This is a genomic window from Providencia sp. wls1914, assembly GCF_009706645.1.
GTDB lineage: Bacteria > Pseudomonadota > Gammaproteobacteria > Enterobacterales > Enterobacteriaceae > Providencia > Providencia zhijiangensis.
Genome location: NZ_WLUN01000016.1, coordinates 1035257 through 1052324 on the forward strand (window position 1 = coordinate 1035257; position 17068 = coordinate 1052324).

The 17068-nt window shown below is 43.1% G+C and carries 11 protein-coding genes; 6 read left to right on the forward strand and 5 right to left on the reverse strand.

Annotation, left to right across the window (positions count from 1 at the left end):
* Positions 1 to 173: 173 nt before the first annotated feature.
* The 4 genes from focA to GKR74_RS15610 all read left to right on the forward strand — a co-directional run bounded on the left by focA (position 174) and on the right by GKR74_RS15610 (position 5384).
* Positions 174 to 1031 (forward strand): formate transporter FocA, encoded by an 858-nt coding sequence (gene focA, locus GKR74_RS15595; RefSeq protein WP_154604262.1) that lies wholly within the window; start codon positions 174 to 176, stop codon positions 1029 to 1031.
* An 88-nt stretch (positions 1032 to 1119) separates the two neighbouring features.
* On the forward strand, positions 1120 to 3402 hold the full coding sequence (gene pflB / locus GKR74_RS15600) for a formate C-acetyltransferase (protein ID WP_154604263.1): 2283 nt from the start codon (positions 1120 to 1122) through the stop codon (positions 3400 to 3402).
* A gap of 172 nt (positions 3403 to 3574) precedes the next feature.
* A complete protein-coding gene (gene pflA / locus GKR74_RS15605; protein WP_154604448.1) occupies positions 3575 to 4309 on the forward strand; it encodes a pyruvate formate lyase 1-activating protein in 735 nt (244 codons plus the stop codon).
* Positions 4310 to 4532: 223 nt separating this feature from the next.
* Positions 4533 to 5384, forward strand: a complete 852-nt coding sequence (locus tag GKR74_RS15610; RefSeq protein ID WP_154604264.1) for a BPSS1780 family membrane protein — start codon at positions 4533 to 4535, stop codon at positions 5382 to 5384.
* A gap of 137 nt (positions 5385 to 5521) precedes the next feature.
* Here the strand turns inward: GKR74_RS15610 and serS are convergent, their stop codons facing one another.
* From serS to lrp, 5 genes are all read right to left on the reverse strand, one after another.
* Positions 5522 to 6814: a serine--tRNA ligase gene (serS, locus tag GKR74_RS15615; protein ID WP_154604265.1), complete on the reverse strand. Its 1293-nt coding sequence runs from the start codon at positions 6812 to 6814 to the stop codon at positions 5522 to 5524.
* Between the two features lie 105 nt (positions 6815 to 6919).
* Positions 6920 to 8263: a replication-associated recombination protein A gene (locus GKR74_RS15620; RefSeq protein ID WP_181478275.1), complete on the reverse strand. Its 1344-nt coding sequence runs from the start codon at positions 8261 to 8263 to the stop codon at positions 6920 to 6922.
* A gap of 24 nt (positions 8264 to 8287) precedes the next feature.
* A complete protein-coding gene (lolA, locus tag GKR74_RS15625; RefSeq protein ID WP_154604266.1) occupies positions 8288 to 8908 on the reverse strand; it encodes an outer membrane lipoprotein chaperone LolA in 621 nt (206 codons plus the stop codon).
* Positions 8909 to 8994: 86 nt separating this feature from the next.
* Positions 8995 to 12621, reverse strand: a complete 3627-nt coding sequence (locus GKR74_RS15630) for a DNA translocase FtsK 4TM domain-containing protein (protein WP_154604267.1) — start codon at positions 12619 to 12621, stop codon at positions 8995 to 8997.
* A gap of 412 nt (positions 12622 to 13033) precedes the next feature.
* Positions 13034 to 13528, reverse strand: coding sequence for a leucine-responsive transcriptional regulator Lrp (gene lrp / locus GKR74_RS15635; RefSeq protein WP_004918089.1), 495 nt, complete (start codon positions 13526 to 13528; stop codon positions 13034 to 13036).
* Positions 13529 to 14081: 553 nt separating this feature from the next.
* On the opposite strand from lrp, the gene trxB reads away from it, so the two are divergent.
* The gene (gene trxB / locus GKR74_RS15640) at positions 14082 to 15044 is read left to right on the forward strand and encodes a thioredoxin-disulfide reductase (RefSeq protein WP_154604268.1); all 963 of its coding nucleotides are present in this window, start codon (positions 14082 to 14084) and stop codon (positions 15042 to 15044) included.
* 219 nt (positions 15045 to 15263) lie between these two features.
* The gene (locus GKR74_RS15645) at positions 15264 to 16937 is read left to right on the forward strand and encodes a DUF7057 domain-containing protein (RefSeq protein ID WP_154604269.1); all 1674 of its coding nucleotides are present in this window, start codon (positions 15264 to 15266) and stop codon (positions 16935 to 16937) included.
* Positions 16938 to 17068 lie beyond the last annotated feature (131 nt).

Consider the following 17068-nt stretch of genomic DNA (forward strand, 5'->3'; position numbering starts at 1 on the left):
TAAAAAATATTTTTTACATTAAAATCAAACTGTTATGTTGAGTTTTGACGTTTTTTGCGCTATTTTAACCCCGTTCTCTCAACACTTCATGATCCACATCAAATTTATCGTCACACCCGTTTGTTACTATAATTGCGTGCTATAATTAATCAACTTTGTAAGAGAGTGTTAGTATGAAAGCTGACAACCCTTTTAATTTATTATCCCCTGCTGTCATGGCGCAAGTTGCTGATGATGTAGGTGTTTATAAAACGAACAAACACCCAGCTATTACCTACTTGTCAGCATTCACTGCTGGTATCTTTATCTCTATCGCTTTCGTTTTCTATATTACTGCAACAACAGGTGCAGCAAGTGCTCCTTACGGTTTTACTAAACTGATTGGCGGTATCTGCTTCTCCCTTGGACTCATGTTAGTTGTTGTATGCGGTGCTGATTTATTTACATCCACTGTTCTGACCATCGTATCTAAAGCAACAGGCAAAATTACTTGGGGAAAAATGTTCCTCAATTGGTTCAACGTTTATATTGGCAACTTAATTGGCGCACTGTTTTTTGTCGCTATTATTTGGTTTGCAGGCCAATATGCTGCGGCGAATGGACAATGGGGATTAAACGTTCTCCAAACAGCTAACTACAAATTACACCATACTTTTGTTGAAGCCGTCTTTTTAGGTATTTTAGCTAACTTAATGGTTTGTTTAGCAGTTTGGATGAGCTATGCCGGTCGTAGCCTAACTGACAAACTGGTAGTATTAGTTCTACCAATCGCAATGTTTGTCGCAAGTGGCTTTGAGCATAGTATTGCAAATATGTTTATGATCCCTCTCGCTATCATGATTAAAGAATTTGCCCCTGTTGAATTTTGGTCAAATATCAACATGGCACCAGAACAATTTTCTAACTTAACCGTTGGAAACTTTATTACCGAAAATTTAATACCAGTAACTATCGGAAATATTATTGGCGGCGCGGTGTTAGTCGGCCTGATTTACTGGTTAATGCATCTACGTAATAGCGAAAAACATTAATCGAAATTGGCTAATACGATCGTTATTACAAGTACACAAAGATTTATTAAGATCCCTCAAAGATCCATTGTTAAAAGGTAAAAGTATCATGTCCGAATTAAATGAAAAATTCGCTTTAGCATGGCAAGGTTTTAGCCAAGGTGACTGGCAGAATAACGTCAACGTCCGTGACTTTATTCAGAAAAACTATACTCCGTATGAAGGTGATGAATCTTTCTTAGCAGGCTCTACTCCAGCGACTGATAAGCTGTGGGAAAAAGTCATGGAAGGGATCAAAATCGAAAACCGCACTCACGCGCCAGTTGATTTTGATACAGACGTTGCTTCAACAATCACTTCCCATGATGCTGGTTACATTAGCAAAGACTTAGAAACTGTCGTTGGTTTACAAACTGACGCACCTCTGAAACGTGGTCTTATCCCGTTCGGTGGTATCAAAATGGTTGAAGGTTCATGTAAAGCTTACGATCGTACTTTAGATCCTAGCCTGAAAAAAATCTTCACTGACTATCGTAAAACCCATAACCAAGGTGTTTTCGATGTTTATACTCCAGACATCTTAAAATGCCGTAAATCAGGTATCTTAACTGGTTTACCAGATGCTTATGGTCGTGGTCGTATCATCGGTGACTACCGTCGCGTTGCGCTGTACGGTATTGATTTCCTGATGAAAGACAAGTTCAACCAATTCACCTCTCTGCAAGAAAGATTAGAGAAAGGTGAAGACCTGCAAATGACTATCCAACTGCGCGAAGAAATTGCTGAACAGCACCGTGCACTGGGTCAAATCAAAGAGATGGCTGCTAAATATGGCTACGACATCTCTGGTCCTGCAACTAACGCACAAGAAGCAGTTCAATGGACTTACTTCGGTTACTTAGCCGCTGTTAAATCTCAAAACGGTGCAGCAATGTCATTTGGTCGTGTATCTACGTTCTTAGACGTGTACATCCAACGTGACTTAGAAGCAGGTAAAATCACAGAAGAACAAGCGCAAGAACTGATTGACCACTTAGTCATGAAACTGCGTATGGTTCGTTTCTTACGTACTCCTGAATACGATGAGCTGTTCTCTGGTGACCCAATCTGGGCAACAGAATCACTGGCTGGTATGGGTCTTGATGGCCGTACTATGGTGACTAAAAACACCTTCCGTTTCCTGAACACACTGTATACCATGGGCCCATCTCCAGAGCCTAACATGACTATCCTGTGGTCAGAAAAACTGCCAATGAACTTCAAAAAGTTCGCAGCAAAAGTGTCTATCGATACTTCATCTGTACAATATGAAAACGATGACTTAATGCGCCCTGACTTCAACAATGATGACTACGCAATCGCATGTTGCGTGAGCCCAATGATTGTTGGTAAACAAATGCAGTTCTTCGGTGCTCGTGCAAACTTAGCGAAAACTATGCTGTACACCATCAACGGTGGTGTGGACGAAAAACTGAAAATGCAAGTCGGTCCTAAACATGCTCCAATCATGGACGAAGTTCTTGATTTCGATACCGTGATGGACAAAATGGACCACTTCATGGATTGGTTAGCAACTCAGTATGTCACTGCGCTGAACTGCATCCACTTCATGCACGATAAATACAGCTATGAAGCAGCACTGATGGCACTTCATGACCGTGATGTTTACCGTACAATGGCATGTGGTATTGCAGGTCTGTCTGTTGCAGCTGACTCACTGTCTGCAATCAAATACGCCAAAGTTAAACCAATTCGTGACGAAGATGGTATTGCTATCGACTTCGAAATCGAAGGTGAATACCCACAATTCGGTAACAACGACCCACGTGTTGATGACATCGCTTGTGACTTAGTAGAACGTTTCATGAAGAAAATCCAGAAACTGCCTACTTACCGTAACGCGGTACCAACTCAGTCAGTTCTGACCATCACTTCTAACGTTGTGTATGGTAAGAAAACAGGTAACACCCCAGATGGTCGTCGTGCAGGTGCACCATTCGGACCAGGTGCTAACCCAATGCACGGTCGTGACCAAAAAGGTGCGGTTGCATCACTGACTTCAGTGGCTAAACTGCCGTTTGCTTACGCGAAAGATGGTATTTCTTATACCTTCTCTATCGTTCCAAATGCATTAGGTAAAGACGACGAAGTGCGTAAAACTAACTTAGCGGGTCTGATGGATGGTTACTTCCACCATGAATCCTCTATCGAAGGTGGTCAACACTTAAACGTGAACGTCATGAACCGCGAAATGCTGTTAGACGCGATGGAAAATCCAGAGAAATATCCGCAGCTGACTATCCGTGTATCAGGATACGCAGTACGCTTTAACTCTCTGACTAAAGAACAGCAGCAAGACGTTATTACTCGTACTTTCACCAGTACTCTGTAAGACTTTGCTAAGATTCTATAACGTAAAATAAATAAAAGGCCCCTCCCATTGGGGCCTTTCTATCTTAGTCAAAGATAACAAATTATAATTCTACATTCTGTGAGTTCCTGCTATGTCAACAACGCAAAAGACTATTCCAACGACTGAAATTTCAACCACTTCGCCACCTGCGATGTTTGGACGAATTCACTCCTTCGAATCCTGTGGTACCGTCGATGGGCCAGGGATCCGCTTTATTGTCTTCTTCCAAGGCTGCCTAATGCGCTGCCTGTATTGCCATAACCGTGATACGTGGGATACCCATACCGGTAACATGGTCACCGTTGATGAGCTAATGAAAGAAGCCGTCACTTATCGCCACTTTATGAATGCAACGGGCGGTGGCGTAACCGCATCCGGCGGTGAAGCTATTTTACAGGCTGATTTTGTTCGTGATTGGTTCCGCGCTTGTAAGAAAGAAAACATCCATACCTGTTTAGACACTAACGGGTTTGTTCGTCGCTATGATCCAGTCATTGATGAGCTGATGGAAGTCACTGATCTTGTCATGCTTGACTTAAAACAGCTTGATGATGAGATCCACCAAAAACTCGTGGGCGTTTCCAATCATCGCACCTTAGAATTTGCTCGCTACCTCGCTAAGCGTAATCAAAAGACTTGGATCCGCTATGTCGTCGTTCCAGGCTGGAGTGACGATGACCACTCAGTCCATATGCTCGGTGAGTTTGTCAAAGATATGGATAATATCGAAAAAATTGAGCTGCTCCCTTACCATGAGCTGGGTAAACACAAATGGGAAACCATGGGTGAAGAGTACAAACTTGATGGTGTGAGACCACCGTCAAAAGAGGTAATGGAAAGAGTAAAAAACATCCTCGAAAGCTACGGCAAAAAAGTTATGTACTAATTTAAAGTGAGGCTTCCTTCGGGGAGCCTCTTTATTATCTATTCTTCAACACCATCCTACCAGCTTTCATAATCCTACCTACTCTCGCGCAACCAGATTACTCTGCTTTGATAATGTTGAGTTCTTAGGCATAATCCTCAAGTTAAATTTAATTTATAAATCAATAGCAGCATAACACTATAATAAACATTGCTGATTCATCACTACGAATAGGTCATTTACCATGAATAATGAACACGATCATGTCGATAACGACATATCACCTGTAACGCCAGCACCTGAAACACAATCACCTCAAGAGCTCGTCGATAGTTTTGTATTTACACCTGAACCTCGCGCTGTTCAAGCTGGAGAAGGCGTTGAATGGATAAGCCAAGCGTGGGCGCTAGTCAAAGAAAAATTAGGCATGTGGATCCTGATTAACGTTGTCTTTTTCCTGATTATCTTTGCCATGGCTTTTCTGCCACTTGTCAGTATGTTTGTAAGTTTTGTTACCCCAGTTTTCGTCGGGGGGATCATTGCGATTTGTGAAAATCAACGCAAAACTGGTGAAGCGGATATCGGCTTACTTTTCTCAGGATTCCAAAAGAAATTTGGTGAACTATTTGCCATCGGCGCCATAAACTTTGCTGCCAATATGGTCGGAATGTTAATTGCATTTCTGATTGCTGGCTCGGCCATTTTTAGCTTAGTGATGCAAGCTGACCAATATGATGGTATTTCAGATGCAGCCTTATTTGCATCAACGGGAACATTTGTGTTTGCGGGCATTGTTATGGCATTAGCCAGCTTATTTGGCACAGCACTAACGTGGTTTGCCCCTGCGCTTATCATGAATCATGATTTCAAAATTGGCACCTCTATCTCCGCCAGCTTACAAGCAGTGAAGAAAAACCTATTACCCGGTTTCTTATTCTTCCTGATTGCCATGGTGCTCATGTTTGTTTCTATTATTCCATTCGGCTTAGGATTATTTATCTCAATGCCAATTATGTACGCAACTTACTACAGTACGTACCGCAGTATCTTTTTTACCGATACTAAACAGTCACAGACCAGTTCATTGATTATGTAAGTAAGACAGATTTGGAGCCATTTTTTCTTTGAAAATTTGGCTCCAAATATTTGTATTATAGCCAATACCGTTGAGCTCATAAAAAAGGCTGAGCTCAGTCTAAAACCAAGCTCAGCCTTCAACGTCAAATATATCAATTAACCGATATATTCTAAACCATTCATATACGGACGTAATACTGCTGGAACTTCAATACGGCCATCTGCTTGCTGGTAGTTTTCTAACACAGCAACCAGAGTACGGCCAACAGCTAAACCAGAACCATTCAATGTATGAACCAGTTGGGTTTTCTTGTCGCTCTTACCACGGAAACGCGCTTGCATACGGCGAGCTTGGAAGTCCCACATGTTTGAGCAAGAAGAAATCTCACGGTATGTATTTTGTGCCGGCAGCCAAACTTCTAAATCGTAAGTCTTGCGTGAACCGAAGCCGATATCCCCAGTACACAGCAGAACTTTACGGTATGGCAGTTCCAGTAATTGCAGAACTTTTTCCGCGTGACCGGTTAACTCTTCCAGTGCCGCCATTGATTTTTCTGGATGCACTATTTGCACTAATTCAACTTTATCAAATTGGTGCATACGGATAAGGCCACGAGTATCACGACCATAAGAGCCCGCTTCTGAACGGAAACATGGTGTATGAGCCGTCATTTTCAGAGGAAGTGAATCTTCATCTAAAATTTCATCACGTACTAAGTTAGTTACTGGCACTTCTGCTGTTGGGATCAATGCATAAGTGCTGCTATCCGCTTCTTCTTCCAACGGTTTAGTGTGGAATAAATCCTCACCAAATTTCGGCAGCTGACCAGTACCATACAGCGTGTCATGGTTGACTAAATAAGGAACATACAGCTCTTGATAGCCGTGCTGTTCAGTGTGTAAATCCAGCATAAATTGCGCTAATGCACGGTGCATACGCGCGATTTGACCTTTCATCACAACAAAACGAGCACCTGTCAATTTCACCGCCGCTGGAAAATCTAAACCACCAGCCAGTTCACCAAGGCTAACATGATCTTTAACTTCAAAATCATATTGGCGAGGTGTTCCCCAACGAGAGACTTCTAAGTTTTCAGAGTCATCTTTACCGTCAGGCACTTCATCATCAGGCATATTCGGGATACTTAATGCAATATCACGGATTTCTTGTTGCAGTTTGTCTAACTCTGCTTTAGCAGCATCCAATTTTTCGCCTAATTGGTTCACTTCCAGACGTAATGGCTCAATGTCTTCACCACGTGCTTTCGCTGCACCAATTGTTTTCGATCGCGAGTTACGGTCTGCTTGCAGGGTTTCAGTTTCAACTTGTAAAACTTTGCGGCGTTCTTCTAATTCACGCAGCTTTTCCACATCAAGGGTAAAACCCCTGCGAGCCAGTTTTGTAGCAACCGCGTCTAGCTCCGTACGCAGTAAATTTGGATCGAGCATGCTAGTCCTGTGATTTTGTTAGTCAATTGTGAAAGCGAATATAACGCGCTCCGGCGTTATATTTAGATTATTTTATTGCGTTATAACCTTACCGCATTGACCCGATTAGCGATAGCGTTTTGTTGTGCTAATTTGATCTTGTTGGGCTAACCAGTCGAGTTTTTCAGCAATTTTGCCTTCTAACCCGCGCGCGGTGGGATAATAATATTGCGTCGCTTTCATCGGCTCTGGGAAATAGTTTTCACCTGCCGCGTAAGCATTAGGTTCGTCGTGAGCATAACGATACTCTTTACCGACGCCTAACTCTTTCATTAATTTGGTAGGGGCATTTCTTAAATGTTCAGGCACATCATAATCTGGCTGCATTTGAGCATCTTTGATAGCCGCTTTATAGGCGGTATACACAGCATTACTTTTCGGAGCACACGCAAGATAAACAATAGCTTGAGCAATCGCTCGCTCCCCTTCAGCTGGCCCTACACGAGTAAAGCAATCCCACGCTGAAATCGCCACTTGCATGGCTCGAGGATCAGCATTTCCGACATCTTCAGAGGCAATCGCTAATAAACGACGAGCTACATACAAAGGATCTCCACCCGCAGTAATAATTCGCGCATACCAATAAAGCGCAGCATCAGGGGCTGAACCACGAACTGATTTATGCAGTGCAGAAATCAAATCATAGTAACGGTCACCTTTATTATCGAAACGCGCCGCACGCTCGCCACTCACTTCTTTGAGTAACTCTGCGGTTAGAACTCGCTGACCTTGACTATCCGCTTCAGCCATATCCGACATCATTTCCAACAGATTTAATGAACGCCTTGCATCCCCATTAACCAAGTCGGCAATTAATTTTCGGGTGCTATCTGGGAGAACGATATTTTGCCCACCCAATCCTCGAACACTATCTCCCAGCGCTTGTAATAACACTTTTTCAATTTCGCTGCTGTCCAAGGATTTTAATAGATAAACTCTTGCGCGAGAAAGCAGTGCCGAGTTGAGTTCGAATGAAGGATTTTCGGTAGTCGCACCAATAAAAGTGATGGTACCGTCTTCAATATGAGGTAAAAAAGCGTCTTGCTGACTTTTATTAAAGCGGTGAACTTCATCCACAAACAAAATGGTTCTTCGCCCCGCACTGCGATTTTGGCGCGCTTTTTCGATAGATTCGCGGATCTCTTTGATCCCCGAAGTTACCGCAGAAATACGCTCGATATCCGCTTGTGCGTAGTGACCAATAATTTCAGCCAAGGTAGTTTTCCCCGTTCCCGGAGGTCCCCACAAGATCATTGAATGTAAATGACCCGCCTTAATCGCACGAGGTAATGGCTTACCTTCGGCAAGTAAATGCGTTTGACCGATATATTGTTCAAGGGTTTCCGGCCGCATACGCGCAGCCAGAGGTTGGAATTCATTTTGTGAAAAATCGAGAGATAAGTTACCCACGAGACCCTCTTTACCCCCTAGATATTAGTGAGCGCGAGAACGCTGGTCATCCAATGTGACCCCTTTTGGTACCGTAAATTTGAATTTACTTGGATCTACTGGGCCATTTTTCTGCTGTTTTAATTGGTACGCGCTGGTTTGTCCGTCTTGTTCAACCGCAGCAAACTTCTCAATCGTCCCTTGTGGGTTAACCGTAATAGAGAAGCTTTTTAATGTACCGTTAGATTGTTTTGGTTTCAGATCAAACGTATTGCCTTGTTGGACAATAGAATACTGCTTCCAATCCTTCGGGTTATTGCGCGTTAATAACAGGAATGGCGTATCTTGGGTAGCATCGGCTAAATTTGTCACCGTCACTTGCTCAACAAAAGGGTTGTAAAACCACAGATTTTTACCATCTGATACCAGAACACTTTCATCCGGCGAAGTCATATTCCAGTTAAATAAGTTAGGGCGTTCAATCCACAAGTCACCAACGCCCTCTTGGATAAGATCACCTTCTGGACTAGTCACTTTCTGAGAAAAGTTCGCTTGGAAGCTATTCACTTTACTCAGACGATCTTGAAGGTCTTGACTCGCATCTGCCAATACTTGACCTACGTTTAAACTCAGGGCTAATGCACCTAACAACATCATTTTTTTCATCGAGAAAAGACCTTAAAATTAATACCACAAAGGGCGTATGTCTTTATACACCCCTTGAATTAAACCAGCAATTAGCACATGAAATATTAATATCCCATTGATGGTGGCGCTAATACTTCTCGGTTACCGTTATGCCCTGGTTCACTGACAATTCCTTGGTCTTCCATTTGCTCAACAATCCGAGCTGCACGGTTGTAACCGATACGGAATTGACGTTGTACACCGGAGATAGATACCCTTTGTTTTTCAACAACAAATTCGACAGCTTGGTCAAATAACGGGTCAAGATCTTCATCACCATTATCTGAACTTCCGCCACCTTCACTATCATCGCTACACGTTGTGATGCTATCAATATATTGCGGTTTTCCACGCGCTTTCCAATCATTCACAACTGCGTGAACTTCTTGGTCACGGACAAATGCACCATGAACACGAACAGGAATGGATGAGTTTGGTGGCAGATACAGCATATCCCCCATACCCAATAGTGATTCCGCACCACCTTGGTCAAGAATAGTACGTGAGTCAATTTTACTCGATACCGTAAAGGCGATACGCGTTGGAATATTGGCTTTAATTAACCCGGTGATGATGTCAACGGATGGGCGCTGGGTAGCTAAAACGAGGTGGATACCCGCTGCACGCGCTTTTTGTGCTAAACGAGCAATCAACTCTTCCACTTTCTTCCCTGCGGTCATCATTAAGTCCGCAAATTCGTCCACCATCACCACGATATAAGGTTCTTTTTTCAGCATTGGATGTTCCATATCCATACTGTCACCCGGCTTCCAGAATGGGTCTGGGATTGGGCGATTCATATCCGCTGCCGCTTTAATCTTATCGTTGTAACCCGCGAGATTACGTACACCTAAAGCTGACATCAGTTTATAACGGCGTTCCATTTCATTGACACACCAACGCAGCGCATTCGCCGCGTCTTTCATGTCGGTGACAACTTCAGTTAACAGATGCGGGATCCCTTCATAGATAGAAAGTTCCAGCATTTTCGGGTCAATCATAATAAAGCGAACATCTTCAGGTTTCGCTTTATATAAGATACTGAGGATCATCGCGTTGACCCCAACCGATTTACCGGATCCCGTTGTACCCGCCACTAGTAAGTGCGGCATTTTTGCCAAGTCGGCAACAACAGGCTCACCTTCAATATCTTTCCCTAACACTATCGTCAATGGCGATGGATTTTTTCTAAAATCATCACAATCTAAAACTTCACTCAAGTAAACGGTTTGACGTTTTTCGTTAGGTAATTCTAGACCAACATACGGTTTACCTGGGATCACCTCAACAACACGAACCGCCGTAGTCGACAATGAACGCGCAAGATCTCGGGATAATGTGGAAATTCGAGCCGCTTTAACTCCCGGCGCAAGATCCAACTCAAAGCGAGTAATCACCGGCCCCGGAGAGAAGCCAACAACTTCAGCCTTAACTCGATAATCATTCAAACGTGCTTCAATTAGCCTTGCGGTTTGCTCTAATTTGAACATATCCACTGGCTCTTCTTGTTCCGGTGGACTCGCCAGCAGGTCAAGAGATGGCATTGGCGTCGTCGGTTTTGGTAACGGTTGGTCGTTACGCACTAAGAATGGGTGGAATAAGCTATCCTGCTGTGGCTGCTGTGGCTGCTGTGGCTGCTGTGCTGCAGTTTGAGGCTGCCCCGCAGAATGAGTAACAAATTCATTTCCATTATGTGCTGGCGCTATCGGCTGTTCTTGCGTTATCGAATGAGCTTGCACTGGCGGTTCGGTAAATGACGGCATAAACAGTGGCGCTGCTGGCTCATCATCAACTAAATCATCTACCGGCGAGAAATGCTCAAATGCCGATAATGGCGTACTTAAATCAATTTTAGGTTCAAAATCATCCGCATCATTATCCAGCTCATGCTCATCATCGGCATGGGCAGTAAAGCGATGGATATCTGAAGATGAAGTTGGTTCTATTTGTTTTGTAGGTTCAAAAGCTGGCGTAAATGCAGGAGCAGAAGCCCAACGATGTTCAATTTCTGGCTGAGTAAACGTACTCGCAGGCATATAATCCTGCGGAGTTTCTGGCTCTGGTGCAACACCAGAATCTTGAACAGAATCAACGGCAGGCTGGTTAACTTGGAATGCAGCGTCAAACTCCTGCATATCTGTTTCTGGCTCACCGTAGCGTTGACGTTGCTGCTCTAAGAATTGAACGCGCAGTAATCTTTCTTGCTCTAACTCATCGTCAGTTTTCACTTCATTTTCAGGTTCTTCAGTAGCCGACCATTGCTGATAAGCCTGTTCACGCTGAGATGCCTCTTCTTGACGACGCTGAAGCTCCGCATCACGCTGAGATGGAATACGAATACCATACAGCTCACGGCGAGTCGGCAAGCGAACCGGATTTGGACGAGGTAATTCTGGCTCCAGATTCTTTTTCACTTGCGCGTGGCGTTCCATCGCTGCTATTGAAATGCCCGCAGCGGCTAGTGCCGCAGGGTCGGCGACACGGCTGGTTACCGATGATTCACTCACGTCAGGGCTTCCCATATCAATGGTTGGCTCTACAGGCGCAAACTGTGACGATGTAAATGTTGGAGCTGCCGGTTTGGACTCAAAAACAGGTTCTGGAGCAAAAACGGGCTCAGGTGTAAATGTCGGTTCTTGAGGTATAACAGGTGCAGGAGAAAATGCCTGCGTTGGTGCCACTTGAGGCTGATAATCATCAGGCACTTCAAAATGGTAAGTTTGCTGCTCTTTAGTTGCGGAAGGCTCTTCTGTCGCGGAAAATGTCGGTAAAACTGTATTTTCCGTTGGTTGAGCAATAAAAGTGGGCTGCTCTGCCAAAGAAGCTCTTGGCTGGACTGGCTCAATAACAGGTTGCGCTTCAGAAGCTAACAGAGGATCAGCCATAACCTGTGGTTCAACCGCAGGCTGTACATCTTCAGAAACGAGCTCAGAGACTGTTGGCGCGGAAAACAGTACATCATCCGCATCAAATTGTTGGCTTTCATCATTTGCTTGATGCTCAGCGATTTGAGCACGCTGCAGCGCTTCTTCGGTCTCTTCAACATCATAATCGTAGTCATCAAGCTCATCACCACGGGCGCGGTTTGTTAGCAAGGTGATCGGAAGCAATATCCCTGCCCCTATTTTTTCTGCAATAGTCAGCCAAGACCAACCCGTGAAGAGGGTAAAACTGATTGCCCAGAGGAACAACAGCGCCAAGGTTGCACCCAATGAATTAAACCACGGCATAATTGCATTACTGAATACACTACCAATGACCCCACCAGAAGCGAAGTTAGGTAAATCATCAAAGTTGAGTGCGGCCAAACCACAAGATGAAAGGATCAGCGCTAAACCGCCAATGAGACGTAGAGAGAGCGAGAAAAAGTCAATATAACGCCGCTGGCTCTCATAGTGATAAATTGCCCAACACCCGAGTAACAATAATGGCGGGATCGCAAACGCGAGAATACCAAATGCGGAAAATAGGATATCCGCACTCCATGAGCCAATACTTCCCCCTAAGTTTTTAACGGGGGCGTCCCAGTTAGTTTGTGACCAACTTGGATCGGAAGGATTAAAGCTCCATAGCGCGACCATAAGAAAAATCGCACAGAGGCAGATTGCCAACAAAATCACCTCTAATAGCCGTCTGCCGCTACTGAGCTTTTTAAATTTGATGTACTTATCTTCGGTATATTCTTGGCTCATTATTGTTTCTTTACTGACTGATGTTCTTGCTTAATACGTGATTATCCTATGATTATTCTAACACTAATCCTCTAAACGCGCCTGCTTTAAGGGGATTAAGACAAATTATCACACCATAGAGACCATAAGACTCAGTATTTCATCTTACGAATAGGGTTTCAAACTCTATTTAAGGTCAAAATTCTTAATTGTTTATAGCTTTAAAATCAATAAATTGAAATGAAAATTTCTGACTAATTTTGAGTCTATCGCGGGCAGTGACGAGAGAATGTTCGAAAAAGAACCATTGGGAGAATTAAAGAGAAAAATTATAGTGCTTAAAAACGGAACAACGCTGAGTAAACCCAGCGTTGAAACAGCAGTGCGACAACAATGCAGATTGCTGTGCAGGAATGATGAACTCAAAGTACAATTAGCGAGTTTTAATCACTAAACGGTTACTTTGTTTCACTTCTTCCATAACTACGTAGGTACGAGTATCGTTTACACCCGGAAGGCGTAATAAAGTTTCACCTAGCAGTTTACGATATGCGGACATATCTGGCACACGCGTTTTCAACAAATAGTCAAAGTCACCGGAAACGAGATGACATTCTTGAATTTCTTCAAGTTTTTGAACTGCTGTGTTGAATTGTTCGAATACATCTGGTGCTCCACGGTTTAAGGTAATTTCCACGAAAACCAGCAGCGATGCATCTAAATAGTGTGGATTTAACAGTGCGGTATAGCCAGAAATGAAACCCTGTCTTTCAAGACGACGAACACGCTCTAAACATGGCGTTGGAGATAAACCAACACGCTTAGATAGCTCAACGTTAGAGATACGCCCGTCTTTTTGCAATTCGTTCAGTATATTCCTGTCAATACGGTCAAGGTCTTTGCCAGGACGCTTTTTATTGTCAATCATCTCTTATCTCTCTTTCTTTAATTGTTATTTTCTACATCTTATAAAACGGTACCATCTATTCGTCAGTCTTCCTAAGCGGACTAGCGGGCGTGGAACCTATTCTATTCGTAATAACTGAAGTTCTCGTAAACCGAAACATATTTACCTTTGGAGCGGCTTACAATCGTCGCGACATTGCCAGAATGTGTGACGTAAAGTTAATTTTCCAGTAAGAACAAAAATGCGCCATTTCCATTGACCTGCTAGATAATTAACTCTTAGATAGATGTTTTCGCAAATGCGCAGCCGATTGTCAAAGTAAATGAATAAAAATCAGTACAAGATTTCGGTTTTTTTTTCAGTAAAACGTTTCGCAGACGCAATTCAAGATAATTCCTAAAATTACCGTTTCGTGATTAAAGCACTTTCCCTTTCATTTTTTAACTCTTAATTGGTATTGCCTATCAGAAAAATTTGTTCCCTCCACATCAATGAATGGTTAAATCACTTTTGTTACCCCCCTATTTCTCCTACAATCGTCCTTATGCTTTTTTGAGACTAAAAAGAGGAATTCATGAGCACAACCACACATCGCAAGTTAATCATTTTAGGTTCAGGCCCTGCAGGTTATACCGCAGCCGTTTACGCAGCTCGCGCAAATTTACACCCTGCACTGATTACTGGGGTGGAAAAAGGCGGCCAATTAACCACAACCACGGAAGTTGAAAACTGGCCGGGTGATCCTGAAGGCTTAACAGGCCCGGGACTCATGGAACGCATGCATGCCCATGCAGAAAAATTCGAAACTGAAATCATCAACGACCATATTACAAAAGTGGATTTTCAGCAGCGCCCTTTCCGCCTGTTTGGTGATGATACAGAATATACTTGTGACGCATTGATCATTGCGACAGGCGCATCCGCTCGTTACATCGGCCTACCATCAGAAGAAGCCTTTAAAGGTCGCGGTGTTTCTGCTTGTGCAACGTGTGACGGTTTCTTCTATCGCAACCAAAAAGTTGCGGTCGTCGGTGGTGGTAATACTGCCGTTGAAGAAGCGCTGTATCTTTCTAACATCGCGTCTGAAGTACATTTGATTCACCGTCGCGATAGCTTTAGAGCAGAGAAAATTCTGGTTAATCGCCTGATGGATAAAGTTGAAAATGGGAACATCGTTCTACATACCGACAACACATTAGACGAAGTTCTGGGCGATGATATGGGCGTGACAGGCGTTCGTTTACGTTGCACCAAAACCGATAAAACCGAAGATGTCGCTGTCATGGGCGCCTTTATCGCTATCGGTCACAGTCCTAATACCGCGATTTTCGACGGTCAGTTAGCCTTAAATAATGGCTATATTAAAGTGCAATCCGGAACCAACGGTAACGCTACTCAAACATCTGTTGAAGGGATCTTTGCGGCTGGCGATGTGATGGATCACATCTACCGCCAAGCAATTACCTCAGCCGGCACTGGCTGCATGGCAGCATTAGATGCCGAGCGTTACCTAGACGGGTTAGCAGGCAAGAAATAGTTTTTTAATCTAAAAATCGCTAATCTGAAATTCCTTGAAGCCTCATTTTTACGTTGTCGTTCATTAAGTTCGCAGCGAAATAGAATGGGGCTTTTTATTTATTCCTGTTTCAAAAATAAAGCGCTATTCCCTCCTGAATTAGGAGCAAGTTTATTTTGCTCTTTTTATCCCATGCCTATACTCATTTAATTATCTTGTTCATTCAAATAAGGAAGTGACATGGAGCCTCAAACGCAAAAAGAGCCCATTAATAAGCTGGCATATTTTATTGTTATCTTGCTATCGGTTATTCAAGGAATTGTCATCACCGCCACGCTTGATTATTCCATAGAAATCCCATTAAGCCCTACATGGGCTTATTTACCCATGATATTGGCTATTTTTGTTCCTTCGGTTATCAGCTTTCTTATTACCAATGCCAAGCAAGCCGTGTTTTATCTCAATATTATCCTAACGGTTGTGCTTGTTTTTTGGATCAATACTTGGCAAAGCCTTGATATTGGTACTTCTGATAACAATGACGCATTCCTCTCGATTACAACGCTCACTGTCCTGATTTTTTTTATATTACCTTGGATGCAAAACCGTCAGGCTACAGGAACTTGGAAAGCTAATTACAGCTGCTTAGTTGGGCACTATTTCCGCAACACCTTATTTGGTCTTTTCGCCTGTGCCATTGGGGGCTTATTAGCCCTGATAGTCAAACAAGCCAGCTTTTTATTCGGCATTGTCAATCTTTCAACACTCAGCCAATTTCTTGGTCACTACATTGTCCTTTGGGTGGCCTTTTTAGTTGGTTTTAATACCAGCTTGCTCTTTTTGCGTTCTAAATTGGTGATGCAACTGAACAACATCGCCAAATATTTCTCGCAGTTTTTCCTGCCTTTACTCAGTTTAATCGCCGTAATTTTCTTAGCCGGATTGGCGGTTTCCATATTAACTGGTGTGCATTACACAGCTTCAGAGCTGGGTTCTGGCACCATGCTCTGCTTTGTGATTTTAAATATTATCTTTATTAATGCCCTTTATGGCGATGGCACAACACAATTCCAATTTAAATCGATTATCAATGGCTTTGTATTAATCAGCATCGTTCTATTAAATGCATTTTCTGCACTTTCTCTGTACGGTATTTTCGTTCGTGTTAGCCAATATAGCTGGAGTGTAAGTAGGCTATATGCATTTACTATTGCACTATTCTTAGCCCTGATTATTTTAGCTTATAGTATCGCAATCATTATAAAGCGACACCGCTGGGCATTCTCCCTCGGCGCTATCAATAAGGTCGCTATTCTTGGTTTAATCGCCACTATCTTAGTTATTAACAGCCCTATTGGTGATTTCCAACGTATTGCGGTCAACAGCATTATGGCGGCCGTTGAGAAAGGCAAAATTAAAATTAACTACGATTTGTCTTATGACTTAGAGAAGTTAGGAGTGCGGGGAAAAGAAGCGTTAGCAAAATTGGAGCAAGATCCTGAAACGAAAGCACAGCTCAAAGTTGGCGCTTACTCTGATGTCCCTAAACCGCTTAAAGATGTGCTCATCATCGCCAAAGGCAGCCAACCATTGCCACAAAACTGGTTTGATATGGAAGACGGGATCCGCGACGCATGGAATTGCACCAATTATTACAGCAATTATGAATGTCTTGGATTTATGGCCGATGCAAACCACGATGGAACAAACGAAGTGGTGATGTGCTACTCCATTCCCGAGTCCCTTGATTATGAATGTACTATTTGGCAGTCCGTGGATAACACATGGAAATTAGTCGATACGCAACGAGAGGTATTCGACGATATGTCATCCAAAAAAGCGGCATGGGATAAGCTACTTAACAACCAGTTTATATTGAAACCAAAAACCTGGTTGCAAATTGTTCCTGAATAACACACAAAATTCCCCCAAAATTATTTCAACCTAAAATGCAGGTGGCTTAACAATTATAAATTAAGCCACCTTATTTTTTCTTTGTAATAACGGTAACATCCTCTGTTCGTTCAAATTTAATTATATTACGC